The 25,481-nt window shown below is 65.3% G+C and carries 23 protein-coding genes; 14 read left to right on the forward strand and 9 right to left on the reverse strand.

Features of this window, described 5'->3' with window-relative positions:
- The first annotated feature begins 18 nt into the window (after positions 1-18).
- The gene (locus QMG72_RS13980; RefSeq protein WP_226775428.1) at positions 19-891 is read left to right on the forward strand and encodes an NAD-dependent epimerase/dehydratase family protein; all 873 of its coding nucleotides are present in this window, start codon (positions 19-21) and stop codon (positions 889-891) included.
- 37 nt (positions 892-928) lie between these two features.
- Positions 929-1,960 (forward strand): aldo/keto reductase, encoded by a 1,032-nt coding sequence (locus QMG72_RS13985; protein WP_283480846.1) that lies wholly within the window; start codon positions 929-931, stop codon positions 1,958-1,960.
- Positions 1,961-1,987: 27 nt separating this feature from the next.
- Here QMG72_RS13985 and QMG72_RS13990 read toward each other — a convergent pair whose 3' ends face one another.
- Positions 1,988-2,791: a FadR/GntR family transcriptional regulator gene (locus QMG72_RS13990; RefSeq protein WP_283480848.1), complete on the reverse strand. Its 804-nt coding sequence runs from the start codon at positions 2,789-2,791 to the stop codon at positions 1,988-1,990.
- A 141-nt stretch (positions 2,792-2,932) separates the two neighbouring features.
- On the opposite strand from QMG72_RS13990, the gene QMG72_RS13995 reads away from it, so the two are divergent.
- The 8 genes from QMG72_RS13995 to QMG72_RS14030 all read left to right on the forward strand — a co-directional run bounded on the left by QMG72_RS13995 (position 2,933) and on the right by QMG72_RS14030 (position 11,202).
- Positions 2,933-4,228 (forward strand): ABC transporter substrate-binding protein, encoded by a 1,296-nt coding sequence (locus tag QMG72_RS13995; protein ID WP_282358749.1) that lies wholly within the window; start codon positions 2,933-2,935, stop codon positions 4,226-4,228.
- 114 nt (positions 4,229-4,342) lie between these two features.
- Positions 4,343-5,296, forward strand: coding sequence for a carbohydrate ABC transporter permease (locus tag QMG72_RS14000; RefSeq protein ID WP_226775432.1), 954 nt, complete (start codon positions 4,343-4,345; stop codon positions 5,294-5,296).
- A complete protein-coding gene (locus QMG72_RS14005; protein ID WP_282358745.1) occupies positions 5,293-6,174 on the forward strand; it encodes a carbohydrate ABC transporter permease in 882 nt (293 codons plus the stop codon). The genes QMG72_RS14000 and QMG72_RS14005 overlap by 4 nt, the downstream gene beginning before the upstream one ends.
- A 7-nt stretch (positions 6,175-6,181) precedes the next feature.
- Positions 6,182-7,330, forward strand: coding sequence for a galactonate dehydratase (gene dgoD / locus QMG72_RS14010; protein ID WP_282358744.1), 1,149 nt, complete (start codon positions 6,182-6,184; stop codon positions 7,328-7,330).
- Positions 7,331-7,335: 5 nt separating this feature from the next.
- On the forward strand, positions 7,336-8,022 hold the full coding sequence (locus tag QMG72_RS14015; protein WP_283480851.1) for a bifunctional 4-hydroxy-2-oxoglutarate aldolase/2-dehydro-3-deoxy-phosphogluconate aldolase: 687 nt from the start codon (positions 7,336-7,338) through the stop codon (positions 8,020-8,022).
- On the forward strand, positions 8,019-9,008 hold the full coding sequence (locus tag QMG72_RS14020) for a sugar kinase (protein WP_283480853.1): 990 nt from the start codon (positions 8,019-8,021) through the stop codon (positions 9,006-9,008). Before QMG72_RS14015 ends, QMG72_RS14020 begins: the two co-directional genes overlap by 4 nt.
- Positions 9,009-9,067: 59 nt before the next feature.
- A complete protein-coding gene (gene manD / locus QMG72_RS14025; RefSeq protein ID WP_226775437.1) occupies positions 9,068-10,297 on the forward strand; it encodes a D-mannonate dehydratase ManD in 1,230 nt (409 codons plus the stop codon).
- A 68-nt stretch (positions 10,298-10,365) separates the two neighbouring features.
- The gene (locus tag QMG72_RS14030) at positions 10,366-11,202 is read left to right on the forward strand and encodes a hypothetical protein (RefSeq protein WP_283480854.1); all 837 of its coding nucleotides are present in this window, start codon (positions 10,366-10,368) and stop codon (positions 11,200-11,202) included.
- A 48-nt stretch (positions 11,203-11,250) separates the two neighbouring features.
- Here QMG72_RS14030 and QMG72_RS14035 read toward each other — a convergent pair whose 3' ends face one another.
- From QMG72_RS14035 to QMG72_RS14045, 3 genes are read right to left on the reverse strand one after another with little or no spacing between them, the layout of a single operon-like run.
- Positions 11,251-12,195, reverse strand: coding sequence for an acetamidase/formamidase family protein (locus tag QMG72_RS14035; protein WP_283480855.1), 945 nt, complete (start codon positions 12,193-12,195; stop codon positions 11,251-11,253).
- Entirely contained in the window at positions 12,192-13,625 is a 1,434-nt protein-coding gene (locus tag QMG72_RS14040) for an APC family permease (RefSeq protein ID WP_282358735.1), read from the reverse strand. Before QMG72_RS14040 ends, QMG72_RS14035 begins: the two co-directional genes overlap by 4 nt.
- Positions 13,626-13,661: 36 nt before the next feature.
- The gene (locus QMG72_RS14045; RefSeq protein WP_282358733.1) at positions 13,662-14,573 is read right to left on the reverse strand and encodes a proline iminopeptidase-family hydrolase; all 912 of its coding nucleotides are present in this window, start codon (positions 14,571-14,573) and stop codon (positions 13,662-13,664) included.
- 89 nt (positions 14,574-14,662) lie between these two features.
- Between QMG72_RS14045 and QMG72_RS14050 the strand changes: the two genes are divergently transcribed.
- Entirely contained in the window at positions 14,663-15,433 is a 771-nt protein-coding gene (locus tag QMG72_RS14050) for a FadR/GntR family transcriptional regulator (protein ID WP_226775442.1), read from the forward strand.
- Between the two features lie 50 nt (positions 15,434-15,483).
- Here the strand turns inward: QMG72_RS14050 and QMG72_RS14055 are convergent, their stop codons facing one another.
- The 4 genes from QMG72_RS14055 to QMG72_RS14070 form a co-directional block, all read right to left on the reverse strand.
- A complete protein-coding gene (locus QMG72_RS14055) occupies positions 15,484-15,693 on the reverse strand; it encodes a hypothetical protein (protein ID WP_226775443.1) in 210 nt (69 codons plus the stop codon).
- A gap of 108 nt (positions 15,694-15,801) precedes the next feature.
- Positions 15,802-16,929, reverse strand: a complete 1,128-nt coding sequence (locus QMG72_RS14060) for a cyclase family protein (RefSeq protein ID WP_283480856.1) — start codon at positions 16,927-16,929, stop codon at positions 15,802-15,804.
- 17 nt (positions 16,930-16,946) lie between these two features.
- Positions 16,947-18,620: a purine-cytosine permease family protein gene (locus QMG72_RS14065; protein WP_283480857.1), complete on the reverse strand. Its 1,674-nt coding sequence runs from the start codon at positions 18,618-18,620 to the stop codon at positions 16,947-16,949.
- 163 nt (positions 18,621-18,783) lie between these two features.
- Entirely contained in the window at positions 18,784-19,881 is a 1,098-nt protein-coding gene (locus QMG72_RS14070) for a DNA alkylation repair protein (protein WP_283480859.1), read from the reverse strand.
- Between the two features lie 121 nt (positions 19,882-20,002).
- On the opposite strand from QMG72_RS14070, the gene QMG72_RS14075 reads away from it, so the two are divergent.
- Positions 20,003-20,785 carry a phosphatase PAP2 family protein gene (locus QMG72_RS14075; protein ID WP_226775446.1) on the forward strand — a complete coding sequence of 261 codons (783 nt, stop codon included), beginning with the start codon at positions 20,003-20,005 and terminating at the stop codon, positions 20,783-20,785.
- A 111-nt stretch (positions 20,786-20,896) separates the two neighbouring features.
- Complete coding sequence (locus QMG72_RS14080; RefSeq protein WP_282358724.1) at positions 20,897-22,381, forward strand: glycoside hydrolase family 1 protein; 1,485 nt, start codon at positions 20,897-20,899, stop codon at positions 22,379-22,381.
- Here the strand turns inward: QMG72_RS14080 and QMG72_RS14085 are convergent.
- Positions 22,378-23,346, reverse strand: coding sequence for an App1 family protein phosphatidate phosphatase (locus tag QMG72_RS14085; RefSeq protein WP_282358722.1), 969 nt, complete (start codon positions 23,344-23,346; stop codon positions 22,378-22,380). The genes QMG72_RS14080 and QMG72_RS14085 overlap by 4 nt on opposite strands.
- 262 nt (positions 23,347-23,608) lie before the next feature.
- Here QMG72_RS14085 and QMG72_RS14090 point away from each other — a divergent pair, with 262 nt between their 5' ends.
- A complete protein-coding gene (locus QMG72_RS14090; protein WP_282358720.1) occupies positions 23,609-25,414 on the forward strand; it encodes a glycoside hydrolase family 15 protein in 1,806 nt (601 codons plus the stop codon).
- The last annotated feature ends 67 nt before the right edge of the window (positions 25,415-25,481 follow it).

A 25,481-nucleotide genomic window follows, 5' to 3' on the forward strand; every position in this document is an offset into this window, starting at 1 on the left:
CCACCAGAGGAGATCTTGATGCGAGTTGCTGTTACCGGAGGAAGCGGAAAACTGGGACGGAGCGTAGTCCGGAGACTGAGCGAGGACGGTCATGAGGTGACCAGCCTGGACCGGGTCGGTGCCCGCGGCCGGGACTTCACCGAGGTGGACCTGCGCAACTATGGTCAGGTCGTGGATGTTTTCCTGGGCCTGGAGGACCGTCACGCCGGCTTCGACGCGGTGGTGCACCTGGCCGCCATCCCGGCTCCCGGCCTCGCCCCCGACGCGGCGACGTTCGAGAACAACATGCAGTCCAGCTACAACGTGTTCCAGGCAGCCCGCCGGGCCGGGATCAAGAAAATTGTCTACGCCTCCAGCGAGACGGTATTGGGTTTGCCGTTCGACGTCGACCCTCCCTATATTCCGGTTGACGAGGAATACCCGGCGCGGCCCGAGAGTACTTACTCCTTGGTCAAGCACCTCGAAGAGCAGATGGCCATCCAGCTGACCCGCTGGGACCCGGAGCTGAGCATCACGGGCCTGCGGTTCTCCAACGTGATGGACCCGGAGGACTACGAGGAGTTTCCTTCGTTCGACCACGATGCGTCCCTGCGCAAGTGGAATCTCTGGGGCTACATTGACGGCCGGGACGGTGCGCAGGCCGTCGCACGCGCCCTGGAGCACGGCAAGCCCGGGTTCGAGGCGTTTATCATCGCCAACGAGGACACCGTGATGGGCCGCTCCAGTGCCAGCCTCGCCGCAGAAGTGTTCCCGGACGTCACCGTGGTCAAGGAACTGGGCGAACACGAAACCATGCTCTCGATCGAGAAGGCCAAGCGGCTCCTGGGTTACGCCCCTGAGCACAGCTGGCGCGATTACCACCCGGAGCGGACCACCCCCACCGAAGACTGAATCAGCTGCATTCATTCACTTTCCACTAAGGAGTTCCATGAAATACCGCACCCTGGGCGGCAGCGGCGCCGTCGTCTCCACCTACGCGCTGGGCACCATGACCTTTGGCGCCGAGGCCACAGAGGAGCAGTCACGCACGATCCTTGACGACTACTTCGCGGCCGGCGGAAACTTCATTGACACCGCGGACGTCTACAGCTCCGGGGTCTCTGAGGAGATTGTGGGACGGCGGCTCGCGGACCGGACCGAGGTCCGGGACCGGGCCGTCGTGGCCACCAAGGGCCGGTTTCCGATGGGGGCCGCCCCCAACGACGTCGGGACCTCCCGGCGCCACCTCACCCAGGCACTCGATGCTTCGCTGCGCCGGCTCGGCGTGGAGCAGATCGACCTATACCAGCTGCATGCCTGGGATCCGATCACTCCGTTGGAGGAGACCCTAAGGTTCCTGCACGACGCCGTCAGCAGCGGCAAGATAGCCTACTACGGGTTCTCGAACTTCCTTGGCTGGCAGCTGACGAAGGCAGTGCATCTGGCGAAGGCCCTTGGCTTCAGCGCCCCGGTGACGCTGCAGCCGCAGTACAGCCTGCTGGTCCGTGAGATCGAGTCCGAGATCGTTCCTGCTTCGCTCGACGCCGGGATCGGCCTGCTGCCGTGGTCCCCGCTGGGCGGCGGCTGGCTCTCGGGCAAATACAAGAAGGACCAGCCGCCCGCGGGTGCCACCCGGCTGGGCGAAAATCCGGAACGGGGCATGGAGGCCTGGAAGGCCAGGAACGAGGACCCTCGCACCTGGGAAATCGTGGAGGCAGTGCAGGAGATCGCCGGCCGGCACGAGGCCAGTGCCGCCCAGGTGGCGTTGGCCTGGCTGGCGGACCAGCCGGCCGTGACGTCGGTGATCCTGGGCGCCCGCAGCACCAAACAGCTTGCCGACAACCTCGCGGCGGCCGACCTGCGGCTGACTGAGGGCGAACTGATGCGCCTCAGCGAGGTGAGCCGCCCGCGCGTCGGAGTCTACCCGTACGGGCCGATGGCCCAGGAACAGCGGAGCCGGAAGATCGAGGGCGGCCGCTAGCGTCAACGACGCGGGGTCACCGCGGGCCTATCCCACCACCGGGGATGAGCCCTCGGTGGCCCCGCGTTGTGCTGCGGGGGCCGGTGCCGGGCCGGCGGGCGGTGCAGGCTGCTGGTGGCTGGACCAGATGTAACTCATTTCCTCGGAGGACTGCTCCACGATCCGGCTCATGGCCGCGTGAGCGACGTCCGCCTCGCCGCGCTGAATGGCGCTGGCTACGTCCACATGCAGCTGCAGGGCCTCGTGCTGCGGCAGATGTGGCATCAGCCCATGCTGGGTGCGGCCGGTCAAAACCTCCGTGACAAGGTTGTGCAGCTGGGAAAACATCGGATTCCCGGAGGCGCGAAGTACTGCCGCGTGAAATTCGATGTCCAGGCGCAGGAATTCATCCTGGTCTCCCTGCTGGCCCGCGGCCCAGAGCCGGGCCGCTTCGGAGACCAGGTCGCTGCCGGTATCCCAGGAGGCGCGTTCGGCGGCCAGCCGGGCAGCATGTGGTTCGATGGCGCCGCGCAGTTCGTTCAGCGCCTGCAACTGCTCCAGCCGCTTGGAGGAGGCCAGCCGCCACCGGATCACCTGCGGATCGTAAGCGTTCCAGGACTCTTCCGGCTGGACTACAGTCCCCAGCCGCCGCCGCGATTCCAGCATCCCCTTGGAGGAAAGCACCCGCGTGGCTTCCCGGACCACCGAGCGGGACACCCCGTACTGGGCCTCAAGTTCGTCCAGGCGCAGGATCGAGTGCGGCACCAGGGTCCCCTCGGCAATGGCAAGTCCCAGATTCTGGACCAGCACGGAATGCAGGTCGGCCGGGAACTCCGCCTTTGGGGTTTTCATAAATAAATCATACCGATAAGGCGCAAGGGGTTGTTTAAGTCTGCTTTATTTCCCTAAGATCGCTTCCAGAGCAGATGTAAAGATGCATTTGCGGCCGGCTGGACAGTGACGCCCAGCCCTAAATGAACCAAGGGAGTCGTAATGAAGCGACGTTCAATCATGCAGTACGCGGCTGTCGCAGCTGCGCTGTCTCTGGGCCTCACTGCCTGTGGCGGAGCCAGCGGCAGCAGCGATGCCAAAGCCGCCGGCACCGTCCGGGTGACCCTCGCGAACCACGTCTGGACCGAAGGCATCAAAGCGGCGATTCCGGAATTCGAGAAGTCCAGCGGCCTCAAAGTTGAGTTGACCCAGCTCGGCGAGGACCAGCTTTCAGACCAGTACAACGTCAAGCTCAACGCCGGCAGCGACGAGATCGACGTTATGATGTACCGCCCCCTGCAGGAGGGCAAGGCGTTCGCGAAGAACGGTTACCTCGCCGACCTGACGTCCAAGGTCTCCGCGGACGCCAGCTGGGACTGGAAGGACTACCAGGAGGGCCCGGTCAAGGCCACTACAGCCGACGGCAAGGTCGTCGGCGTCCCGATTATCACCGAACGCGAAGTGCTCTACTACCGCAAGGACCTGCTGCAGGCCGCCGGCCTTGAGGTGCCCAAGACCATGGAAGAGCTCGAAGCGGCCGCCAAGGCCATCAAGGCCGCCACACCGGACACGGCAGGTTTTGTGGCCCGGACCGGCAAGTCCGCGGCCGTCACCCAGTTCTCCAGCTTCCTGTACAGCTTCGGCGGCGACTTCACTGATGCCAGCGGCAAATCCGCCATCAACTCCGACGCTGCCAAAAAGGCCTATGAGTACTACGGCGGCCTGATCAAGAACTACGGCCCGGCCAACGTCAGCACCGACATGAGCTGGCCCGAAGCGATGGCCATCTTCACCCAGGGCAAGGCCGCGTTCTATACCGAGGCCGACTCCCTGTACAAGAACGCCACCGACCCGGCCAAATCCAAGGTTTCCGACACTGTCGGTTTTGCCGCGCTGCCGGCAGGCCCTGCCGGTTCCAAGCCGTACAACATCCCGTCGTGGGGCCTAGCCGTGAACCAGGCTTCAAGCAATCAGGACAACGCCTGGAAGTTCATCCAGTGGGCCACGAGCAAGGAACGCACCCTGGCCGCGCAGAAGGCCGGCGTTCCCGGACCCCGCAGTTCGGTCTGGGCCGACCCGGCCGGAACGTCCACGTACCCGAAGGATCTGGCCGAGGCTATCTCCGCGAGCGCCAAGAACGGCGTCGGCCACGACCGGCCCGAGGTCATCACGGTAGGCAAGGCCCGCGAAATTGTCGGCGGGCCGATTGTCTCCTCCATCACCGGAGCCGACGTCCCCGCTGCGGCCGATGCCGCCAACGGCGACTTCCAGAAATTCCTGGATACCGAAAAGAAGTAGCACACCGCGGCGCACCTCGTACTGGTCGCCCTGCACAGCACCGGCGGAACGGCGGCCCGCTGCCGTTCCGCCGGTGCCAGCTTCTCACTTCACCCCCAACTCCTTAGGTGAACCATGTCTGTACTGAACCCTCCCCGCAGCGCACCAGCCCGCAGCGCCGGCCGCCCGCCGGGTCCGCGCGCGAACTTTTCCGCCTGGGCCAACCGGCACCGCAAGTGGCTCTTCGCGGCCCCCGCCATGATCTTCGTCGGCGTCCTGATCGTTTTCCCCCTGGCCTGGACGCTGTTCCTGAGCCTGACCGACTCCCAGGGATCCGTCCGCGCGGCCTCTGAGTTCATTGGCCTGCAGAACTACATCACTGTCCTCTCCGACGTCGACCGGTTCTGGCCCGCCGTCGGCCGCACCATGTCCTTCACCGGCGTGGCCCTGGCCTGCGAAGTGGTTCTGGGCATGTGCATCGCGCTGCTGCTGTGGCGGCCGTTCCGCGGCGAAAAGTGGGTCCGGGTGGCCATTCTCCTGCCGCTCGTCGCAACCCCGGTGGCGGTCGGCATGATGTGGCGGTTGATCTTCGATCCCAACATCGGCTTCGCCAACCAGCTTCTCGGACTGATCGGCATTCCGGCCCAGCCTTGGCTCTCCGGCCAGGACACGGCCCTTGGCACCACGATCTTTATGGACGTGTGGCAGTGGACCCCCATGGTGGTGCTGATCCTTCTCGCCGGCCTGACCTCGCTGTCCGAGGAACCCGATGAGGCCGCCAGGATGGACGGCGCCAACGCCTTCCAGCGCTTCTTTTACATCACCCTTCCGCTGATGCTGCCAACGGTGATCGTCGCCATCCTGCTGCGCGGCATCGACGCCCTCAAAACCTTCGACATCCTCTATGCCACCAAAGGCAAAGGCGGCGGTTCATTCCACGAGGTAGAGACCCTGAACGTCTACGCCTACGGGCTGAGCTTCGATTACAACCAGTACGGGCTCTCCTCCGCGGTGTTGATCCTGTTCTTTATGATCATCATCGGCACCATGTGGCTGCTCACCATGCGCAAGAAGGCGGCAAACAAATGACCGTACAGACCGAATCCAAAATCCCCGCCACGCGGCCCGCCCCGGCTCCGCGCCGCCGGAAGGCCAGGGGCCCCCGCGCCTACAAGGTCTTCCGCGTGGTCGCCCTCGTGGCGGTGGTGTTGTTCCTGGTCGCGCCGCTGTTCTGGATGCTGCTGGCCTCATTCAAGACCAACGTGGACATCTACGACACGGGGAAATCCTTCTTTTTCACCCCGACCACCGAGAACTACACGAACGTGCTGGAGCGGAACAACTACTTCGTCTTTATCATCAACAGCTTCTGGGTGGCCTTCGTTTCCACCGCCTTCTCGCTGGTGCTCGGCGTCCCTGCCGCCTATGCCATGAGCCGTTTCACGATGCACCGTTCGGCCCTGGTGGTACTGATGGCCCGCGTGATTCCGGGCGTCTCCCTGCTGGTGCCCTGGTACTACGTCTTCTCCAACCTGAAGATGGTGGGCGGATTTGAAGTGCTGATTCTGAGCCACATGTTCGTAGCGCTCCCGCTGATCGTCTACATCATGATGAGCTACTTCGATTCCCTTCCGCTGGAACTCGAGGAATCGGCCCAGGTGGACGGGCTCACCCCGATCGGAGCTTTCCGCCGCATCACCTTGCCGCTCTCCGTGGCCGGCATGGCTACTGCAGGGATCCTGTCCTTCATCTTTTCGTGGAACAACTTTATGTTTGCCCTCGTACTGTCCGGGTCCAAAACCAAGACGCTCCCGGTCGCGATCTTCGACTTCGTCTCTTACGCCTCCATCGATTGGGGCGGGCTGATGGCGGCCGCCATGGTGGTCACGATCCCGATCATGGTCATTGCCTTGTTCACGCAGAAATACATCGTCTCCGGCATGACCGCCGGCGCGACCAAAGGGTAGCAGGCAGATGACACTCATCAACAGGATTGAAACCTTCCTGGTCGCGCCGCGCTGGCTGTTCGTCCGGATCGAGACTGAGTCCGGGATCGTCGGCTGGGGCGAGGCCAGCTGCGAGGGCCGCAGCGAAACGGTCCGCACCGCCGTCGACCAGCTCTCCGAGCTGCTGATCGGCAACGATGCGCTCCGGATCGAAGACCACTGGCAGGTCATGACGAAGGGTTCCTTCTACCGTGGCGGACCCATCCTCGCCAGTGCTGTGTCCGGGCTGGACCAGGCCCTGTGGGATATCGCCGGAAAGCACTTCAACACACCGGTGCACCAGCTCCTGGGCGGCCACGTCCGCGACCGGATCCGGATGTACGGCTGGGTGGGCGGTGACGAGCCCAACGAGGTGGCCGACCAGATCAGCGCGCAGCTTGAGGTCGGTCTCACCGCCGTCAAGATGAATGCCAGCGGCCGGATGAGCCCCATTGCCTCGGTGGCGGAGCTCGACGGCGTTGTCCGCCGGGTCGCCGCCGCCCGCGAGGTCCTCGGGGACCACCGCGATGTCGCCGTCGACTTCCACGGCCGCTTTAGCCTGGCCAACGCCCGGCGGGTGGCGCCGCTGCTGGAACCCTACCGGCCGTTTTTCCTGGAGGAACCGGTGGTTCCGGAGAATACACACCTGCTGCGCGAATTCACCTCGTCGACGACGACGCCGGTCTCCACCGGAGAACGGCTCTACAGCCGGCAGGAATTCCTGCCCGCGCTGCAGGCGGGCATCGCCGTGGCCCAGCCGGACCTCTCGCACGCAGGCGGCATCACCGAGGTCCGCAAGATTGCCTCGCTCGCCGAAATCTTCGAGGTCCAGCTGGCCCCGCACTGCCCGCTCGGTCCGCTGGCCCTTGCCGCCTGCCTGCAGGTGGGCTTCGCCACGCCCAACTTCCTGATCCAGGAACAAAGCATCGGAATCCACTACAACCAGGGCGCCGAAGTCCTGGACTATGTCCTGGACAAATCCCCGCTTAGATTCGTGGACGGGCACATCGAACGCTTGACCGGCCCGGGCCTTGGGATCGAAATCGACGAGGCAGTGGTCCGCGCCGCGGACAAACGCGGCCACGCCTGGCGCGGACCCGTCTGGCGCCACCCCGACGGAGCCTTCGCAGAATGGTGAACAACATGACCGTGAACCCCAGCAATGTCCTGACCTCCGAGAGCCTGCTGGCCGGAATCCAGGAGACCAGGCTCGTCGCCATTGTGCGCGGCACTGACGGCCTCGCCGCGGCAGCGGCGGCGTTGGCGGCCATGGAAGAGGGCTTCCGTTACGTCGAAATTGCCCTGACCACACCGGACGCACTCCAGGCGATCAGCGCAGTCCGCGCCGCTGCGCCGGCAGGCTGCTTCGTTGGGGCCGGCACCGTGTTGACCGCGCAGGACGTGGATCACGTGGCGGCGGCCGGTGGCCAGTTCACCGTGACCCCGGCCCTGGCCGAGTCCATCGCTGTCTCCGCGGCGCGGGGCATCCCAGTCCTGGCCGGGGCGCTGACCCCGACCGAGGCCTACGAGGCCATGACCCGGGGAGCCACAGCCGTGAAGCTCTTTCCCGCCTCCATCGGCGGACCGGGCTACCTCAAAGCCCTGCGGGACCCCTTTCCCGGCATCCCGTTTATCGCCGTCGGCGGGGTCGGGCTGGAGCAGGCGTCCGGCTACTGGCAGGCGGGCGCCGTCGCCGTTGGCCTGGGCGGACCGCTCTTCGGTGACACCGGTTCAGGCGGCGAGCTGGCGCCGATGCGGGCGCGGGCCCGGGACTTTGTGGCGCTGGCCGCCGACTATGGGCTGCGCAGCGCCGCGAAGGGTCCGCAGTGAGCGCTGAAGCCGGGCTGCCGGCCGTTGATTTGCTGACTTTTGGTGAATCGATGGTGTCGCTGCGCTCCGCCGGGCCGCTGTCCGCTGGCGGAACCCTCGGCATGCACGTTGCCGGGGCGGAGTCGAATGTGGCCGTCGGCGCCGCACGGCTTGGCCACCGGGTGGCCTGGGCCGGCGTGCTTGGCGCCGACCCGCATGGTGAGTTCATCCTCCGGCAGTTGCGCAGCGAGGGCATCGGGGTGCACTACCGGGAGCACGGCAGCCGCGGCACCGGGTTGATGTTCCTCGAACAACGCACCGCCGACGTCAGCCGGGCCTTTTACTACCGCGCCGGTTCCGCCGGATCCACGCTCTGCCGGGCCGACGTCGACGCGGCCTTCCGGACCGGTACCCGGGTCCTGCACCTCACCGGGATCACCGCAGCCCTCAGCCAGGAGGCACGGCAGGCCGTCGAGTATGCGGCCGCCCGGGCCGCCGGCGAAGGCCTGGAGGTGTCCCTCGACGTTAACTACCGGAGCAAGCTCTGGTCCCGGGAAGAGGCGCGCGCAGTCCTCACCCCGCTGGCCCGGCACGCCACCATCCTGATCGCATCCGACGATGAACTCGGCCTGGTCGCCTCCGGCCATGGGTATTCCGGCGCGGCCGACGACGCCGAAGCGGCGATGGCCGCGGAACTGCTGGCCCGGGGCGTGCGGGAGGTTGTGGTCAAGCGGGGCGCGGCCGGTGCCGGGGTCCACACCGCGGCGGGCCGCTGGGAAACGCCCGCCGTGCAGGTCACCAGCATCGACACGGTGGGAGCCGGTGACGCTTTCACTGCGGGTTACCTCTCCGCCCTGCTCGACGGCGAGGACGTCGCCGGCCGCCTGCGGCGCGGCGCCCTGACGGGCGCCTTCGCGGTCAGCACTGCCGGCGACTGGGAAGGCCTGCCCTGCCGGGGCGAACTGGAACTGTTGGGGACCGCACTCAGCGGAACGACTCAACGCTAGGGCCGGCACCGCCGCCTCAACCCCCAACGTCAAACCGACTCAGAAAGCCTGGACCCACTGTGAAAATCATTGCCGCTGAAGTCTTTGTGACCAGCCCGTCCCGTAACTTCGTCACGTTGCGGATCACCACGGAGGACGGTGTGACCGGGATTGGGGATGCGACCCTGAACGGCCGCGAGCTCGCGGTGGCCGCATACCTGAAGGAACACGTTGCGCAGCTGCTGATCGGCAAGGACCCGCACCGGATCGAGGACACCTGGCAGTTCCTGTACCGGTCCTCGTACTGGCGGCGCGGTCCGGTGACGATGGCGGCGATCGCAGCGGTGGACATGGCGTTGTGGGATATTAAGGGCAAGCTCGCCGGGATGCCGGTCTACCAGCTGCTCGGCGGGGCGTCCCGTCACGGGCTGCGCGCCTACGGGCATGCCTCCGGGGCGGACCTGCCCGCGTTGTTTGATTCGGTCCGGGAACATCTGGAGCTGGGTTACAAGTCGGTGCGGATCCAGACCGCGGTGCCCGGGATCAAGGCCGTGTACGGCGTAGCGGCGCAGGCACAGGCCTCGGGGGAGCGGTATGACTATGAGCCTGCCGGTCGCGGGGCGTTCCCGGCGGAGGAGGACTGGGACACCCGAGCGTACCTGCGGCACCTGCCGACGGTGTTCGAAGCGGTGCGGAATGAATTCGGGCCGGAGCTGCCGCTGCTGCACGACGGGCACCACCGGATGACCCCGATCCAGGCCGCGAAACTGGGCAAGGCGCTGGAGCCCTATGACTTGTTCTGGCTGGAGGACTGCACCCCGGCCGAGAACCAGGAGGCCTTGCGCCTTGTCCGTTCCCACACCACAACGCCGCTGGCGATCGGGGAAATCTTCAATACCGTCTTCGACTTCCAGACGCTGATCAAGGAACAGCTGATCGACTATGTCCGGGCCGCCTCGACGCACTTCGGCGGGATCTCGCCGCTGAAGAAGGTGATGGATTTCGCCGCGCAGTACCAGATCAAGTCCGGTTTCCACGGGCCGACGGATATTTCCCCGGTGGGCTTCGCCGCGCAGCTGCATGTGGGCCTGGCGATCCACAACTACGGCATCCAGGAATACATGCAGCACTCGGACAAAACGAACGAGGTCTTCGAACAATCCATGACCTTCGTGGACGGGTACCTGCACCCCGGCGACACGCCCGGCATCGGCGTGGAGTTCAATGAGGAAGCCGCCGCGGCCTACCCCTACCAGCAGGCCTACCTGCCCTACAACCGCCTCGTCGACGGAACGGTCCACGACTGGTAATCGTGGGTCCGACGGATACGCCGGTCTCCTGTAGTGTCGTGGCAACTACTGTATGGGGGTGCGGTTAGATGTCACAGTTGACGTTCCGATGGTCCCGTCGATTGTGGATCCTGGCGGCACTCCTCGCTGTTGCCGGGATAGTCGCGGTTCCCGCTGCCACCATCCTGCAGCACATGTTCGAGAGCGCCATCGGGCGGACGACAGTGGACGCAGGGGCCGACGGTGCTGAGCGCACCGTCTACTGGCGCGAGTACCCCGGTGTCGCTGGCGTCGATTCCCGGCAGATCCTGGCCGGCCCCACACCGCAGGAGGGCTTCGACGCGGGGCAGGCCATGGTTGCCGAGATTAGGGCCGCCCTGTCGGAGGAATTCCAGCTCGAATGGTCCCCTGCGGGCGACGAAGCCGGCGGCAGTCCGTTTCAGCGGCCGACGGAGAATAACTACGGAGGCCAATCACTCCTTACTAACGTGAACGGTCCCGAATCCCAGAGCACCACAGTGCCGCAGGCGTGGGAAGAAAAGCAGCGGGCAATTGGCATCATCGGGGAGGTCAGTGGCCGGTACGGCTATGGGACGCCGACAATCGACGCCCTGGAGGGCTGGTCTGCAGAGGACCGGACCCGGGACCTTGGCGGTCTGACCCCGGAGGAGCAGGTTATTGTTTCCGGGGTGGCGCTTGGGCGGGCAGGTCAGTGGCTGTCCTTCAGGTTTCAGGACCTTTCAAAGGACACCAGCGGCACCTTCAAGGAACGGCTCCAGCAGCCCGAAGGATCGCCGTGGCAGCTCAATACGCTGGCGCTGGGGTACGGGGCCAACGGCCTTTTGGCAGCGGAGGACCGCGCCGAATTTGAATCCCGGCTTGAGCCCTTTCGGGGGCTTACCCCGCCTGAGCCGCTGGAAAGCTGAGCCTGCCGGGGCGAGGCGGCAGGCTCAGCCATTTTGAGCGGCTCCTGTTCAGGACTGTGGCGTCAGCACACTCTTGGGCAGGCGGTGCACAGTGACTGCCCCCACGGGGGTGAACGGGTGGAGCGGGTCCGGCGCCGATGATCCTGTCGGTCCGCCGAGACGGGAGTCGCCGACTGCACTGAGCACGGCGTAGGCGTCTTCCCGCTCCCAGCCGTGGTCTTTGACGAGGAAGTGGAACATGTCTTCGTAGCCGCGGGTGATGCTTTCCTGGACTGGGTTGCCCAGGCCGACGAAGATCCATTCCTCACCGGTCTCGATCCGGGGGGCGCGGAGGTTCATGTCTTTTGCCAGCTCAATGCTGATTACGGCTGTTCCCTCGGCCTCGATGGCCACGAATGACGACTCGCCTTCGGCCATCAGGGCATGGATGTCTCCGATCGAGAGGTACGCGCCTTCCACCATGACCGGCAGATACACCTTCGAACCTGGCCGGCACCCCGTGAGGTCCATGTTCCCGCCGCCGGCGAAGCTTGGCATAACGGTGGAGTTTCCCCCCTCTGCCGGTGCTGTGCCGATGCAGCCGATCATCGGCCGGGGATCGAAGACGTGCCGGTCGGTTACGTGCACTCCGTCAGCGTCGATCGGGATCCGCCTGGTGAACATCTCCCTGCCCATCACGTGGCGCAGTGCCCCCGTTCCCGGCAGGCTGACGGACCAGCCGCAGTCGTTGAGCAGGATCTCGTGAATCGTGACGATCAGGGCGTCGCCCGGCTCCGCCCCGTCCACGAAGACCGGTCCGGTGACGGGATTGATGCCAACGGTGAGCCGGTCAAGGTCGTGATGAACGTGCAGTTCCGCGTAGACGGCGTCGCTGGTCTCGAACGCGATCCGCTCACCGGTTCCGGGTGCGATTCGCAGCGCAGGTTCTTCCCTTCCGGAGAACGAGAACTTCCCGTGGGATTTGTCGAGGAAATGTTCAGCGCTGGCGGTCATCGCTGGGACTCCGTTGCGCTCATGGACAACTCCGGCCCGCCGTTGTTCTCTTCGCTGAGGTCAGGTGTCCGGCCGGTGTATTTGTAGTATGCGAAGACTCCGGCTCCTACTGCGAGCCAGATGGCGCCGCCGATTTTTGCCTCCGGAGCCGCGTTGAGCAGCACATAGCCAATGATCAGGAAGCCCAGGACCGGCACCAGAAGATGGAGCACATAGTTTTTCGACTTCTGATGCACGATGTAGTGAAAAATGACCGACAGGTGCAGGAGCATAAAACCGAAAAGTGCGCCGAAGTTCACCAGCGCGGAGATGACGTCAATCTGTCCCACAAAGAACAAGACAAGGACCGCCGAGATGGCGGACACCAGGATGATGGCGTTGCGGGGAACCTGCCGGCTGTCAATCCGGGACAGGAACCGGGGCAGTTGACGGTCGCGGCTCATCGAGTACAGTAGCCGCGAGGTGGCGGCCTGTGCGGCCATGGCGTTCGCCACTCCGATAGCGAGGACGTTCACCACAAAGAACGCCGTCATCCAGCCGCTGTTCGAGGCGGCCGCGACGATCGTAAAGAAGGCATTGCCGACCTCGTCATCGTTGAATGATTCCCGGCCGCCTGCCAGGGCGCTGGCCAGCCAGGTCTGCAGGATGAACAGGAACGCCACCAGGAACAGCGCCATGATCATGGCCCGTCCGGCAGCGTTGCGGCCGCCGGTGGCTTCCTCAGACATGGTGGAAATGCCGTCAAACCCGAGGAAACTCAAGACCGCTATGGACAGGGCCGAGGCGATCAGCGGACCCGTCACCTTGGTTGCGTCCCAGATCGGGTTCATGGTCAGTTCGGCGCCCGGAACAGCGTTTGTGGCCAGGGCATTAACGGCGATCACGACGAAAATGACGACAAAGATGAGTTCAATTGCCAGGAAGATGCGGTTCATCCGTTTGATCGAGCTGATGCCGAGCAGATTAACGACGGTGTTGACCGCCACAAAGATCAGCGCCCATAGCCAGCGCGGGGAGTCAGGAAAGATGCCCACCATCGACTCGGCAGCAAAAACGTACAGGAGCGTCGGGACGAGGAGATAGTCCAGCAGGATTGCCCACCCGGCAAAAAACCCGGCGGTGGGATGTAGCCCGCGCCCCACGTAGGAGAACACCGAACCGGCGAGCGGGATGGACTTGGCCATCTGCTGATAGGCAAGGGCAGTGAAGATCATGGCGATAAGTCCAATAGCGTAAACCAGCGGGACCATACCGCCGGCCGCGTTATAGACAACGCCGAAAATAGCCCACGGGGCGATCGGGACCATAAAAACGAGTCCATAGACGAGCAAGTCAGCGGTGGACACCGACCGTTTCAGTTCCTGCTTGTAGCCGAACGCTTCGAGCTGCTGTTGGGCGCTGAGTTCAGGGGAGCTGGATGAATTTGCCATCGGGTACTTTCTGGGAGGGGAGTGGCGGAGGCGGTGCTAGGAGTGGCGTGGCTGATCATGGCGGGCCAGGTGGGCGGCGATTACTCGCTGGAATTCCTCGGGTTGTTCCAGATGGGTGCAGTGGCTTGCCCCGGGGAAGACGTGGCTGTCCACCTTCGGAATATTGGTGATGAATGGGGCCCATGTGGCAGGGGTTGCTTCGTCGAATTCACCGGCGACAATCAGCGTTGGGGCCCTCACAAGGTGCAACCGGTCGATGACGCTCCAGTCGCGGAGCGTTCCGATGACGTGGAACTCATTGGGGCCGTTCATGGTGTGGTAGACCGTCGGTTCGGCTTCCATTTGAGCCACGCTGTGCTCAAAATCGGCGGGAAGCGGCGAGATGCGGCAGACGTGGCGCTCGTAGAAGGCCATGGTCGCCGCCGAATATTCCGGGGAAGTCAACGTGCCCGCCTTCTCGTGGAGAGCCAGCGCATCCCGGACCTCGCGGGGCAGGTCCTTCCTGAGCTCCGCGGCGGCCTTCGCCCATAGCTCCATCGAAGCCGGCGAATTGCAGATGGAAAGACTTGCCAGGCCCGAGGGCTGCCGCACCGCGATTTCGGCACCCAGCATGCCGCCCCAGGACTGCCCCAACAGGTGGAAGCTGCCGATGCGGAAGTACTCCAGCAGGTTGTGGAACTCGTCAACAAAGAGTTCCGGTACCCAAAAACCGTCGTGCGCATCTGGTAGGTGCGAACTGTTTCCGCAGCCGAGCTGGTCGTAGAGGATGACTGTGCGCCCGGTGGCCGTTAACGCCTCAAGGTTCTTGAGGTAGTTGTGCGCCATGCCCGGTCCGCCGTGAAGCACGATGAGCGGAAGCGCGCCGGGTACGGGAAGATCAGGGGCGAAGACGGCTGTCCAGGTCTCCCATTGGCCGAAGGGAACCCGGTGGGTTGTGAGGCTTGTCACGTGCGATCCTTTGGTCGGGCGTGAGCATTATCCTTGCGCATAAATGGTCTAATTCCAAGACCTTTTAGAAATATGTATAGGTTTGTCCCATGGCCAAGAGCAAAGATGACGGTCCCGAAAGGACGCTGGACACACCTCTGGCCGCGTCGTCCCGGGCGGATGAAATTACCGACCGGCTCATCACGGCGATCGCCGTCGGGGAGTATCTGCCGGGCGCGCGCCTGCCGTCAGAACGCGACCTCGCGGAGTCGCTCCACGTTGGAAGAATGACGGTCCGGACCGCAATCGGACGACTCGTTGACCAGGGCCTGCTCGCCACCCAACGCGGCCGCGCAGGGGGATCCTTTGTTCGGGAACAGTGGACTGATGCGTCGAACGCGTCAGTACAAAGGACACTCACGTCTCGCTGGGAATCGCTGCGTGACACGTGCGAAGCCATGGTCCAGCTCCACGGAGCGATCGCCCGGGCCGCGGCTGAAAACAGAAATGCGGCTGATGCGGCGGTCCTGCGCGAACGACTTGACGCTTACCGTGCCGCCGAGTCGGGCCGCGCCTCGCAAAAGGCGGACGCTCGGCTCCATCTGGCTATAGCGGAGGCCTCCCACAACCTGACGCTGACCCGCATCCTCCTGGAACTTGAGGCCCAGATCGGGCTCGGCGCACCAGCCCACCTTTGGGGTTTCCCCGAGGGAATGCAGGAAATGGAGCTCCGGGCGCTAGCCGATCATGAGCGGCTGGTGGAGGCCATCTGCGGGCAGCGCCCGGCAGAGGCAGCGACCATCGGCGTGATGCACGCGCGGATCGATATTGAACTGCTGGAGGCGGCGCTGACGAGGGCCGGAGCTGAGGCGGGAAGCTGAGCGTCGGGTTGCCGTCCGCAACTGGAGCGGACGGCAACCCTGCGCCAGGACTAGTGAATGATTTCCCGGGTCATGCCGAAAGGGACCAGGTCGGACAGCTCCGCCGTGTAGTGGCCGGGCTTGTGCCGGGTGATCAGGATGCCCTGGGTCCCGGTGGCCATCGCGATCTGCTGGAGTCCGAGGACGGCGGCGTTAAGGCGCTCGTCCAGGATGTGGCGGTTCTCGACCTGGATCTCAATGGAGTCGGTGGTGGTGATCATTGCACTGTCTTTCGTGTGTACTTCTCGTTGGCCCCAATGATTGAAAGGACAGTAACGTCATACTTGTGGGCGCGTCAAATCCCCGCGCGCCGGTGTTGGTACCCGTGATCACGCGGGGAACAGTGAAAGGTGCTCGTGGACACAGTGGATGCTGCCGTCCTCTGAGCGGTGGAAAACGATGGTTTCCCGTTCGTCGCTGGCAAAGCGTCCTCCCGTGTGATCGGTCTGGACGGTAGTGGCCACGCGATGCGAAAACACTGCGGTGGCTCCCAGCAGCTGAATGTTCTGCTCGGTGCTGCGGCACTCCAATACCCGCCAGCCGGATTCGAGCCAACTGTGCCAGAGGTCCCGGTAGGCGGACCGGGAGGAAGGACTTTCCGCTTCCGGGTGGAAGATGAAGGTCGCGTCGGCGCTGAAGGCGGCGAAGTAGGCGTCGGTGTCGCAGGCTGCAAACGCTGCGACAAGGCGATCCGCTGCGTCCTGGACCTCCGTGCGGCTGAGGTCCCGGCCGCCGGGCAGCTGCGGCGCCGGTGGCGCGGCAGCCAGCGGCCGTGCCACGGCGCGGATCGGGGCGCCGTCCGCGCCGGGAATGCTGAGCGGAAAGAGGAAGACCTCGACGGCGGCGCCGGCCTCGAGGGTGCTCTGGACCTGTTCGAGCCCGGTGAGGTTTTCCACAATGATGCAGCCGTTCCCGGCCAGGATGTTGTGGGCCGGAAACCCGTGGTCGGCTGCCCCAGTATCGTGGCCGGCGTGCGGGGTGCGATCCACGCTCAGGGCATCGAGGCCCACTGCCCGATAGCCGCGGTCGATGATCAGCTGCGCCGCGGCGGCGTCCAGCCAGGGGTGCTCCAGGTACTCTGCAGTTCCCCAGGCCCCGGCGAACCCGGTCCGCAGCAGCAGGATCCGTTGCGGACCGCCGTCGTCGGGTTCGCCGTCGCCCGGTTCGTCGTTGTTCGCCGGGGCGATGCCCGCGAGGTGCGCCGCGGTAATGGGTGCGCCGCGATCCACACCGCGGAGATCCACCAGTTCAGCGGCGCCGCTGAAGAGGCCCAGCGGCAGCTCGTCCAGGGCTTCCCACTCGTCACTGACGTGCCGGGGTGCATCTGCGTGGGTTCCGGAGTGGGTTCCGATGGCGAGCGAGAGGACATTTGCGCCGTCTGCGTCAACGGTCAGCGCACTTTCAATCCGGACGTCAGGGTCGCCCGGGTAGACGGGCATCCCGGTGCGCAGGGGCACGCTAAGATCCATCCAGGTCATGACCCGGCCACCAGTTCCGGCTCACGGCCACTGCGCTGGTGCGGCACGGTTGCATCGATGCCGCCAGCGCCGCCGGTACCGTCGGCACCGTCGTCGAAAGCGGCCGGAACGATGTTCCCGTCTGCGTCCAGCACCGGCCGGACCGCGGTGTCCTTCGAGGGGATCCAGCGGGGCCCGGCGGCCGGGAACACCTCGCGCGGTTCCGGGAAGATCCACAGCATGCCGAGGTAGAGGACGGCGGCGAGCGCCAGCGATGCCGGCAGGCTGATGTCAACGCCGCCCGCCAGGTTGCCCAGCGGCCCCTGGAACTGGCCGGGCATGTTGACCATGCTCAGGCCGACCGCGGCGCTGACAAGCCAGGCACCCATGCCGCGTGGGTTCCACCCGTGGTTGAACCAATACCGGCCGCCGGTCTGGCGGCGGTTGAAGACCTGGAGGGCGTCTGCGTCGTACCAGCCGCGGCGGGTGATGAAGCCGATGATCATAACGACCATCCAGGGAGCGGTGCACGTGACGATCAGGGTGGCGAAGGTCGAGATGCTCTGGACCAGGTTGAAGGCGAAGCGGCCGACGAAGATGAAGACGATGGCCAGGACGCCGATGAACAGGGTGGCCTGCACCCGGTTGAAGCGCGGGAAGACGCTGCTGAAGTCCAGGCCGGTTCCGTAGAGGGAGGTGGCGCCGGTGGACATGCCGCCGATGAGGGCGATGGCGCAGAGCGGCACAAAGTACCAGGCCGGGGAGACTGCCAGTAGTCCGCCGACGTAATTCGGAGCCGCCGGGTCCATGAACTCCGGTGCCTTGGCGGCAATGATGGAGGCTGTCGCGAGCCCGAAGACAAACGGCACCAGGGTGGCCAGCTGCGCGAGGAGCGCGGCCCCCATCACCCGGCGTTTGGGTGTGTCGGTGGGGATGTAACGTGCCCAGTCTCCCAGGAAGGCACCGAAGGAGATCGGGTTGGACATCACGATCAGTGCTGCGCCGATGAAGGCGGGGATGAAGCCCGCGATGCCGACGCCGTCGAACCCGGTTCCGAAGGCGCCCTCGAAGTTCAGGTTGAGGTCGCCGGCGAAGGCGATGAAACCAACGACGAAGAGCAGCGTGGCCGCGGTGACGGCAATCTTGTTGACGAGCAACATGAACTTAAACCCATAGACGCAGACGGCGAGCACCAGCACACCGAAGACCCCGTACGCGACGGCGAAGGAACCCATCTCCTGCGGGAGGCCAACCAGTCGGTTCAAGCCGCCCACCAGGGCATCGCCGGAACTCCAGACGGAGATCGAAAAGAATGCCATGGCTGTCAGGAGTGAGAGGAATGATCCAACCACCCGGCCGTGAACCCCCAGATGGGCGGAGGAGGACACAGCGTTGTTGGTTCCGTTGGTAGGCCCGAAGACAGCCATCGGCGCCAGCAGGAGGGCACCGACCACCAGCCCCGTGACTGTTGCGGCGAGGCCCTGCCAGAAGGAGAGTCCAAACAGAATGGGGAACGCACCCAGGAACGCTGTCGCGAAGGTGTTGGCACCGCCGAACGACACCCTGAACAGGTCAAGGGGGCTTGCGTTGCGGTCCTTCTCCGGAATCCGCTCAATGCCGTAGGTTTCCACTTCGGTGACTTTGCCCCGGGTTTGTCTCCTGCGGGCGGCGGTGTGCTGTGCCTCGGACATGGTGTTCTCCATCCAGCGTAAATTCCTGCGTGAGTTGCTCAATAAGCATCACAAGTTGCTGATTAAGCTACAAGTGATGATTAAACTACAGTGTGAAGCGGCTCACAGCAAGGACCGGCCGGCATCTGTCGAAAACCTGCGGCTGGCGCAGGCGGCCGTGCTGCTACGCCAGCAGAGTGAATCCGGCCGACGGAAAGCGGACCCCGTTCACCTGCAGCTGCAGTAAGTGGTCCCCGGAATGGTGGACCCTGGTGGTCATCTGGCGGAAGGCGTGACGCTTTGAGAAGGTCCGGGACTCGCCTGGCCCGAGGACGGCAGTTCCGAGCTTAAAGACTTTCCCGGCGAGGGATCCATTGGCCTTGGCGTAGTGCACCACGTAATCGACGGCGAGCCGGGCTTCCGCGGTCCCGGTGTTGGCGAGCTCGAAGGAAAAGCCGAGTTCGCCGGGAAGTTCGACGACGGTGCGGTCCAGGCGCAGCGGTGTCACCGCGAGCGAGGCAGGCGCAAACCCCAACAGCTCGAGCGCCCCGGGATGGGCCTTCTTCACGAGGGTTCGCAGTCCATGGCGGACCACCCTGGAGGTGTCCGCGTCGGGTGCGGCCATCCATCGGCGGGCGGTGGCAACTACCTCCTCGGGGGCGTGCCGGGCCAGATCGTTCAGGTGGTTGGCTACCGAGCGACGGACGTCCTCGACCGGGTCCCGGTAGAGGGATTCGAGGATTGGCAAGGTGGCGGCGGGGTGCTCGATGATCGCCGGAACGCGCACTGCCCAGGGCAGGTAGGCCCGGGTGCCTTCGGTGGCGAGGCGTCGGACGTGCCAATCCGGGTGCGAGGTCCAGGTCTGAATGACGGGCAGTGCCCGCTCCAGGTCGGCGGCAAGAAGCCGCCGGATCGCGAATTCGCTGCTGAGCCGCGGAGTCAGCTCGGCAAGCAGGGCCAGGCAGTCCGCGAAATCGCCCGGGCCCGTCCTGGCCAGGGCGAGGGTGGCCGCTGTCTCGCCCACGGGCCAGATCATCCAGCCGGTGAAGTCCGGCTCCGCGAGTGCCCGGCGGAAGATGGCCGCCGTTGCCTGGTAGCCGCCGGGCAGGTCGGTGAGCAGCGCGCGGCTGAGGTGATCGGTGCGTTCGCGCAGGCTCAGTTCGTCGAGGTGCCCGGCTGCTTCGGCCAGGCGGGGGAGGCGGATGGCCGGGCCGGCCGCGGCGAGGATGCGCTCCAGCGAGCCGACCACGCTGTTGTTGATTAGTTCATTCATGGCGCCCATCGCTTTAGGCTACCGGCGACCGGGCCGGCGGGTCCGCAGCGCAGTTAAACGGAGGAGAACCCGGAGTCGGGATATTCTGCACGGACGGAATGTCCACGAACAGTGCAGGGCGGATGCAGGAATGTCAAAGGAAATCACGGGAAAGTCGCCCGGACGGTGGCGGGTCTTCCACGACAAATTTGTGGTCGAAGAACGCTACCTGAGCGTGCAGGACCGACAAAGCCTCTATCGGACCGCCGTCGGCCTCGTAGTGTGTGGCGCCGTGCTGTTCGCCGCAATCCTTGCCGGTGTCCTCCTTCATGGCGGCCTCACGGCGGGCGACGAACCTGTCCGGTCCGGGCTCGTGGCCCTCCGCTCCGAACCACTTACAACGATCATGATCATCCTCGCTGTCATCTTCGGCCCCGTTGCCCTGCCGGTCATCGTCCTGGTGGTGACGGTGGCCTGGGGGCTGTTCGCCAAGCACGCCTGGCGCCCGATGCTCCTTGCCGGCGCCATGCTCACCGGCGTGATCCTTGCCCAGATCATCGGGCGCATTGTCGAACGACAGCGCCCGCCCGTAGACCTGATGCTCTTCGGCGCCGACTTCACGTTTTCCTTCCCGTCCGGGCACGTTCTCGGCGCCTGCGACTTCCTCCTTGTCAGCACCTTTTTGATCTTCTCCCGCCGACCCGGCCGTGCAGGCGCCGGATGGGGCTTTATCCTGGCCGGCGTCGGGATCTTCTTTGCCGCGATCAGCAGGCTCTATCTGGGCTATCACTGGTTGACTGACGCGCTGGCCTCGCTCTCCATCTCGTTGGTGGTCCTCGGCGGGGTGATCGCCCTGGACACCTGGCGCACTGCCCGCGTTCACGGGGAACCCGTCACCGGAACGCTTTCCAAAACCGACACCAGCCAGGGTTGACACCGGACCGCTGCCGCGTCGTCCGGGGCACTGAGCCGAAGCCCGTGGCGCGGCGATTCGGAGCGGCGTAAAATCAGTCAACTGCCTGAAACGACAAAGAGGAACCGGCCGATGAATGCTTCCGCCAAGGGCTTGGCCGCCCTGCTGCCGCCGCGCTTCACCCTCGGAGTGGCGACCGCGGCTTTCCAGATCGAAGGCGCACTGGATGAGGACGGTCGCGGCCCCTCGGGCTGGGACGTGTTCGCCGCCAAGCCCGGATCGATCGTGGAGGACCACAGCCCCGCGATAGCCTGCGACCACTACCACCGGATGCCGGAAGACGTGGCCCTGATGAAGGAGCTCGGGATCGATTCATATCGGTTCTCCTTGTCCTGGTCACGCGTCCAGCCCGGCGGAAGTGGCCCGGTCAACCCGGCAGGCCTCGCCTTCTACGACCGGTTGATTGACCTGCTGCTGGCCAATGGGATCGCACCGATGGCCACGCTGTATCACTGGGATACGCCGCTGGAGCTCGATGACGCCGGCGGCTGGATGAACCGCGACACGGCCTACCGGCTGGGAGACTTTGCCGCGATCGCGGCGGCCGCCTACGGGGACCGGGTGTCCCGTTGGGTAACCGTCAACGAGCCGGCCACCGTCAGTACCAACGGCTACATGCTCGGGCTGCACGCTCCCGGGGAAGCCCTGATGCTAAAGGCGCTGCCCAGCGTCCACCACCAGTTGTTGGGCCATGGCTTGGCGCTCCAGGCACTCCGGGCAGCCAAGGTGCCGGGCGAGATCGGGATCACGAACGTCTATTCGCCGATGGTGCCTGCATCTATCAACCCGCTGGACAAGATCGGCGCCGGGCTGATGGACATGGCCCAGAACCGGCTCTACGCGGACCCCGTGCTGCTGGGCAAGTACCCCGACGCCGTCCGGACCGCCGCATTCTTCTCCTCCTTCGACCCGTCCAGCGAAGACATGGCATTGATCTCGCAGCCGCTGGACTTTTACGGGCTCAACTACTACATGCCCACCCGGGTGGCAGCCGGACCGGGCGATGGCGCAGTGCCCAAGGGAATGGCGGAGGCGATGGGGGATGACCTGGGCGGCTCGGCGTCCGGCTCCCCGTTCCACATCACATCGTTCCCGGACACCGAGACCACCGCCTACGGGTGGCCCATCAAACCGGAATACATGGGAGTCGCGCTCGCGGAAATGGCCAGGCGATACCCCGACCTTCCGCCGGTCTACATCACCGAGGGCGGGGCAAGCTTTGAAGACCTCGAAATCCGGGACCCGGAGGGACGGCTCGTCATCCCGGACGAACGCCGCGTGCGCTACCTGGCGGACCACATTGCAGCTGCCATTGAGGCGACGTCTCCTGGCGGTGCGGCGGAGTCGATCGACCTGCGTGGGTACTACGTGTGGTCGCTGATGGACAACTTCGAATGGTCCGGCGGGTTTAAGCAGCAGTTCGGGCTGCTGCACGTGGACAGCGGGACCCAGACGCGCACAAAGAAGGCATCGTACTACTGGCTCCAGGAAGTGCTCTCGGCCCGGAACAGGGCCGCCAGCCCGGTGGTTCCCGGCGCGGAGGCAGTGCCGGCTTAGAGAATGCCCAGGTCCTGCAGGCCCTTCGCCATGCCGGCACCGTCCGGGGAGTAGATCCACGGAACCTTGGAACCGGTATGGTCCCCGGTGTTCGAATGGCCGCCGGCGAAGACGGCCTCGCTGGCGGAGAGCTGGCGGACGCCGATGGCGGCCACACACTCGCCGTGCTGCCGGGCGAAGTGCGAATAGATCGCTTCGTCGTGCTGCCCGTTGTCGCCGAAGAGCAACCAGCGCAGGTTCGGAAATTCCTGGGCCAGCTGTTCAAGGTTGCGGCGTTTGTGCTCGGGGCCGCTGCGGAACCATCGGTCGTGGGTGAGGCCCCAGTCCGTGAGCAGCAGGGCACCGGAAGGGTACATGTTCCTGGTGATGAACCGCGCCAGCGTGGGGGCCGCGTTCCATGGCCCGGTAGAGAGGTAAATCACCGGAGCGTCCGGGTGCTCCAACGTGAGCCTATCCATCAGCACCGCCATGCCCGGTGTCGCCATCCGGGCGCGTTCATTGAGCACAAAGGTGTTCCAAAGCGCGAGGAACGGCCGGGGGAGCGCGGTGACCATAATGGTGTCATCGATGTCGGATACGATTCCAAGCTTGGTATCCGGGGAAATGACGAAGATCTTCGCTGTGGCCGGCTCGGTCCCTTCGGCGCGCAGCACGGCAGTGTGCCACCCCGGGGCCAACTCCACCTGCACCACGGTATCCACCAGCCCGCCGCGATCCGCCTGCACGCGGGCAGTCACCCCGCCGATCTCGATCTCCACCGTGGAATACTGCACCGGCACGGAGGTAAACGCCCGCCAGCCGCGGATGTTCTGGTTTCCGTTCCGGGCAGCCTGTGCCGCCCGGCTCCCGGGGTTGAGCGTGCTGGTCAGGACCACCCGGCCGAGCACCCGGACCCAGCTCGTCGACCCGTAGCCTTGGTAGGCGACCGTCTTGGGGGCAAAATTCCAGCGCCGGGCAGTCTTCAATCGCAGACTGTTGAAAGTGTCTGAGACCGTGTGCGCCAAGCGAAAAACCCTGGTGCCGGAGACCTGTTGCCGCCCGGAGGTGTGGTGTGAGGCCAATTCCATGCCTCAACCCTCTCACAGGGGCCCGATTCGCCGGGGGTGGAAGCGCCGCGGTCTCATCGACGGTCAGCAAATGGTCCAGCAGCCCGGCGCTTTGCACGGAGCGCGCGGCGGTCGCCGAGTTCGGTGGTCCAAGCCAAACCAGTGTGGCACTGTAGGTCCCATGGCTCGCATAGAGGACTACGCACTTGTTGGCGATCTCCACACCGGAGCCCTGATCAGTACCGAGGGTTCCATTGACTGGCTCTGCCTGCCGCGCTTCGACTCGCCGGCCTGCTTCAGCGCGCTGCTGGACTCGCCCGAGGCGGGGCGCTGGCTGCTGGCCCCGGAGGGTGGCGGTGAATGCACCCGAAGGAGCTACCGCGAGGGCACCCTCGTCCTGGAAACAGAGTGGGTGACGCCGACCGGGACGGCGAAGGTCATCGACTTTATGCCGCCCCGCGACGGGGCGGCGGACATTGTGCGCATTGTTGTGGGCGTCACCGGCACCGTCCGGATGCGCGGCGAGCTGGTGCTGCGCTTCGACTACGGCCACATCGTCCCGTGGGTCCGGCGCGACGAGCGTGGGATCAGCGCCGTCGCCGGCCCCGATGCGGCTTACCTGGTGACCGAGGCGCCGCTGCGGGGCGAACGTATGCAGACCATCAGCGACTTTACCGTCCAGGCCGGGGAGAGGGTACCGTTCGTCCTGACCTGGACGCCGGGACACCTGGGGCGGCCCCGCGCGGTGGACCCGGAACAGGCGCTGGCCTCGACGGAGTCCTTCTGGCAGCGCTGGTCTGCCCGGTGCACGGTTACCGGACCCTACCGTGAAGTTGTGCAGCGCTCACTGATCACCCTGAAGGCGCTGACATATGCCCCCACGGGAGGAATTGTGGCGGCCGTGACCACTTCGCTGCCGGAGGAGCTCGGCGGCGAGCGAAACTGGGACTACCGCTATTGCTGGCTCCGTGATGCCACCCTGACCCTCCAGGCGTTGCTCGCGGCGGGGTATACGGACGAGGCAGCCGCCTGGCGCGAATGGCTGCTGCGGGCGGTGGCGGGAAGCCCGCAGGAACTCCAGATCATGTACGGCATCCACGGCGAGCGCCGGCTGCCCGAAACGGAGCTGCCGTGGTTGCGCGGGTATGAGGGCTCAGCGCCGGTCCGGACCGGAAACGGGGCGGCGGGACAGTTGCAGCTTGATGTCTGGGGCGAGGTGCTGGATGGCCTCTCCCTGACCCGCACCTCGCTGCTGGCCGGCACCGATGACTCCTGGGACGTGCAGCTCGCACTGATGGACCACCTCGAGAGTGTCTGGCGGGAGCCCGACAACGGACTCTGGGAGATGCGCGGGCCACGAAGGCATTTTACCCACTCCAAGGTGATGGCCTGGGTGGCGGCCGACCGGATGGTCAACGGCGTCCGGGAGTTCGGCCTGCCCGGACCCGCGGACCGCTGGGAGGAACTCCGGGACACCATCCATGCCGACGTGATGGCCAATGGCTTTGATGCTGGACGAAACACCTTTGTCCAGTCGTACGGACGGCCCGAGCTCGACGCGAGCCTGTTGCTCATCCCGCGCGTCGGGTTCCTGTCTCCGGATGACCCGCGCGTGATCGGGACAATTGATGCCATCCAGCGGGAGCTGACCCACGACGGTTTTGTGCGCCGCTACAAGCCGGAGGAATCCCGGGACGGGCTGCCCGGCGGGGAAGGGGTATTCCTCGCCTGTTCTTTCTGGCTGGTCGAGGCGCTTGTGGGGGCGGGTCGACACCACGAGGCGCGGGAACTGTTCGAACGCCTGTTGGCGCTGCGCAACGACGTCGGACTCCTGAGTGAGGAATGGAGCCTCGAGGACGGGCGGCAGTTGGGAAATACGCCGCAGGCGTTCAGCCACTTTGCCCTCGTGATGAGCGCCCTGATCCTGCAGGACGATGGCCTGCCGGCGGCGCCAGCCCGCATCCCGGCCAGTGATCCGGGCCGATGAGTTGGCCGTGCATGGCCCCCGGGTTGAGCCGGACAGCTTTTCATCCATCGCTTAGATAAGTACACTT

The sequence above is a fragment of the Pseudarthrobacter sp. PH31-O2 genome (assembly GCF_030063265.1).
Lineage (GTDB): Bacteria > Actinomycetota > Actinomycetes > Actinomycetales > Micrococcaceae > Arthrobacter.

Excerpts from the sequence above, each read along its gene's own strand:
- QMG72_RS13980 (WP_226775428.1), top strand. The coding sequence starts at position 19 with ATGCGAGTTGCTGTTACCGGAGGAAGCGGAAAACTGGGACGGAGCGTA.
- QMG72_RS13985 (WP_283480846.1), top strand. The coding sequence starts at position 929 with ATGAAATACCGCACCCTGGGCGGCAGCGGCGCCGTCGTCTCCACCTAC.
- QMG72_RS13990 (WP_283480848.1), bottom strand. The coding sequence starts at position 2,791 with ATGAAAACCCCAAAGGCGGAGTTCCCGGCCGACCTGCATTCCGTGCTG.
- QMG72_RS13995 (WP_282358749.1), top strand. The coding sequence starts at position 2,933 with ATGAAGCGACGTTCAATCATGCAGTACGCGGCTGTCGCAGCTGCGCTG.
- QMG72_RS14000 (WP_226775432.1), top strand. The coding sequence starts at position 4,343 with ATGTCTGTACTGAACCCTCCCCGCAGCGCACCAGCCCGCAGCGCCGGC.
- QMG72_RS14005 (WP_282358745.1), top strand. The coding sequence starts at position 5,293 with ATGACCGTACAGACCGAATCCAAAATCCCCGCCACGCGGCCCGCCCCG.
- dgoD (WP_282358744.1), top strand. The coding sequence starts at position 6,182 with ATGACACTCATCAACAGGATTGAAACCTTCCTGGTCGCGCCGCGCTGG.
- QMG72_RS14015 (WP_283480851.1), top strand. The coding sequence starts at position 7,336 with ATGACCGTGAACCCCAGCAATGTCCTGACCTCCGAGAGCCTGCTGGCC.
- QMG72_RS14030 (WP_283480854.1), top strand. The coding sequence starts at position 10,366 with ATGTCACAGTTGACGTTCCGATGGTCCCGTCGATTGTGGATCCTGGCG.
- QMG72_RS14035 (WP_283480855.1), bottom strand. The coding sequence starts at position 12,195 with ATGACCGCCAGCGCTGAACATTTCCTCGACAAATCCCACGGGAAGTTC.
- QMG72_RS14040 (WP_282358735.1), bottom strand. The coding sequence starts at position 13,625 with ATGGCAAATTCATCCAGCTCCCCTGAACTCAGCGCCCAACAGCAGCTC.
- QMG72_RS14050 (WP_226775442.1), top strand. The coding sequence starts at position 14,663 with ATGGCCAAGAGCAAAGATGACGGTCCCGAAAGGACGCTGGACACACCT.
- QMG72_RS14055 (WP_226775443.1), bottom strand. The coding sequence starts at position 15,693 with ATGATCACCACCACCGACTCCATTGAGATCCAGGTCGAGAACCGCCAC.
- QMG72_RS14065 (WP_283480857.1), bottom strand. The coding sequence starts at position 18,620 with ATGTCCGAGGCACAGCACACCGCCGCCCGCAGGAGACAAACCCGGGGC.
- QMG72_RS14070 (WP_283480859.1), bottom strand. The coding sequence starts at position 19,881 with ATGGGCGCCATGAATGAACTAATCAACAACAGCGTGGTCGGCTCGCTG.
- QMG72_RS14075 (WP_226775446.1), top strand. The coding sequence starts at position 20,003 with ATGTCAAAGGAAATCACGGGAAAGTCGCCCGGACGGTGGCGGGTCTTC.
- QMG72_RS14080 (WP_282358724.1), top strand. The coding sequence starts at position 20,897 with ATGAATGCTTCCGCCAAGGGCTTGGCCGCCCTGCTGCCGCCGCGCTTC.
- QMG72_RS14090 (WP_282358720.1), top strand. The coding sequence starts at position 23,609 with ATGGCTCGCATAGAGGACTACGCACTTGTTGGCGATCTCCACACCGGA.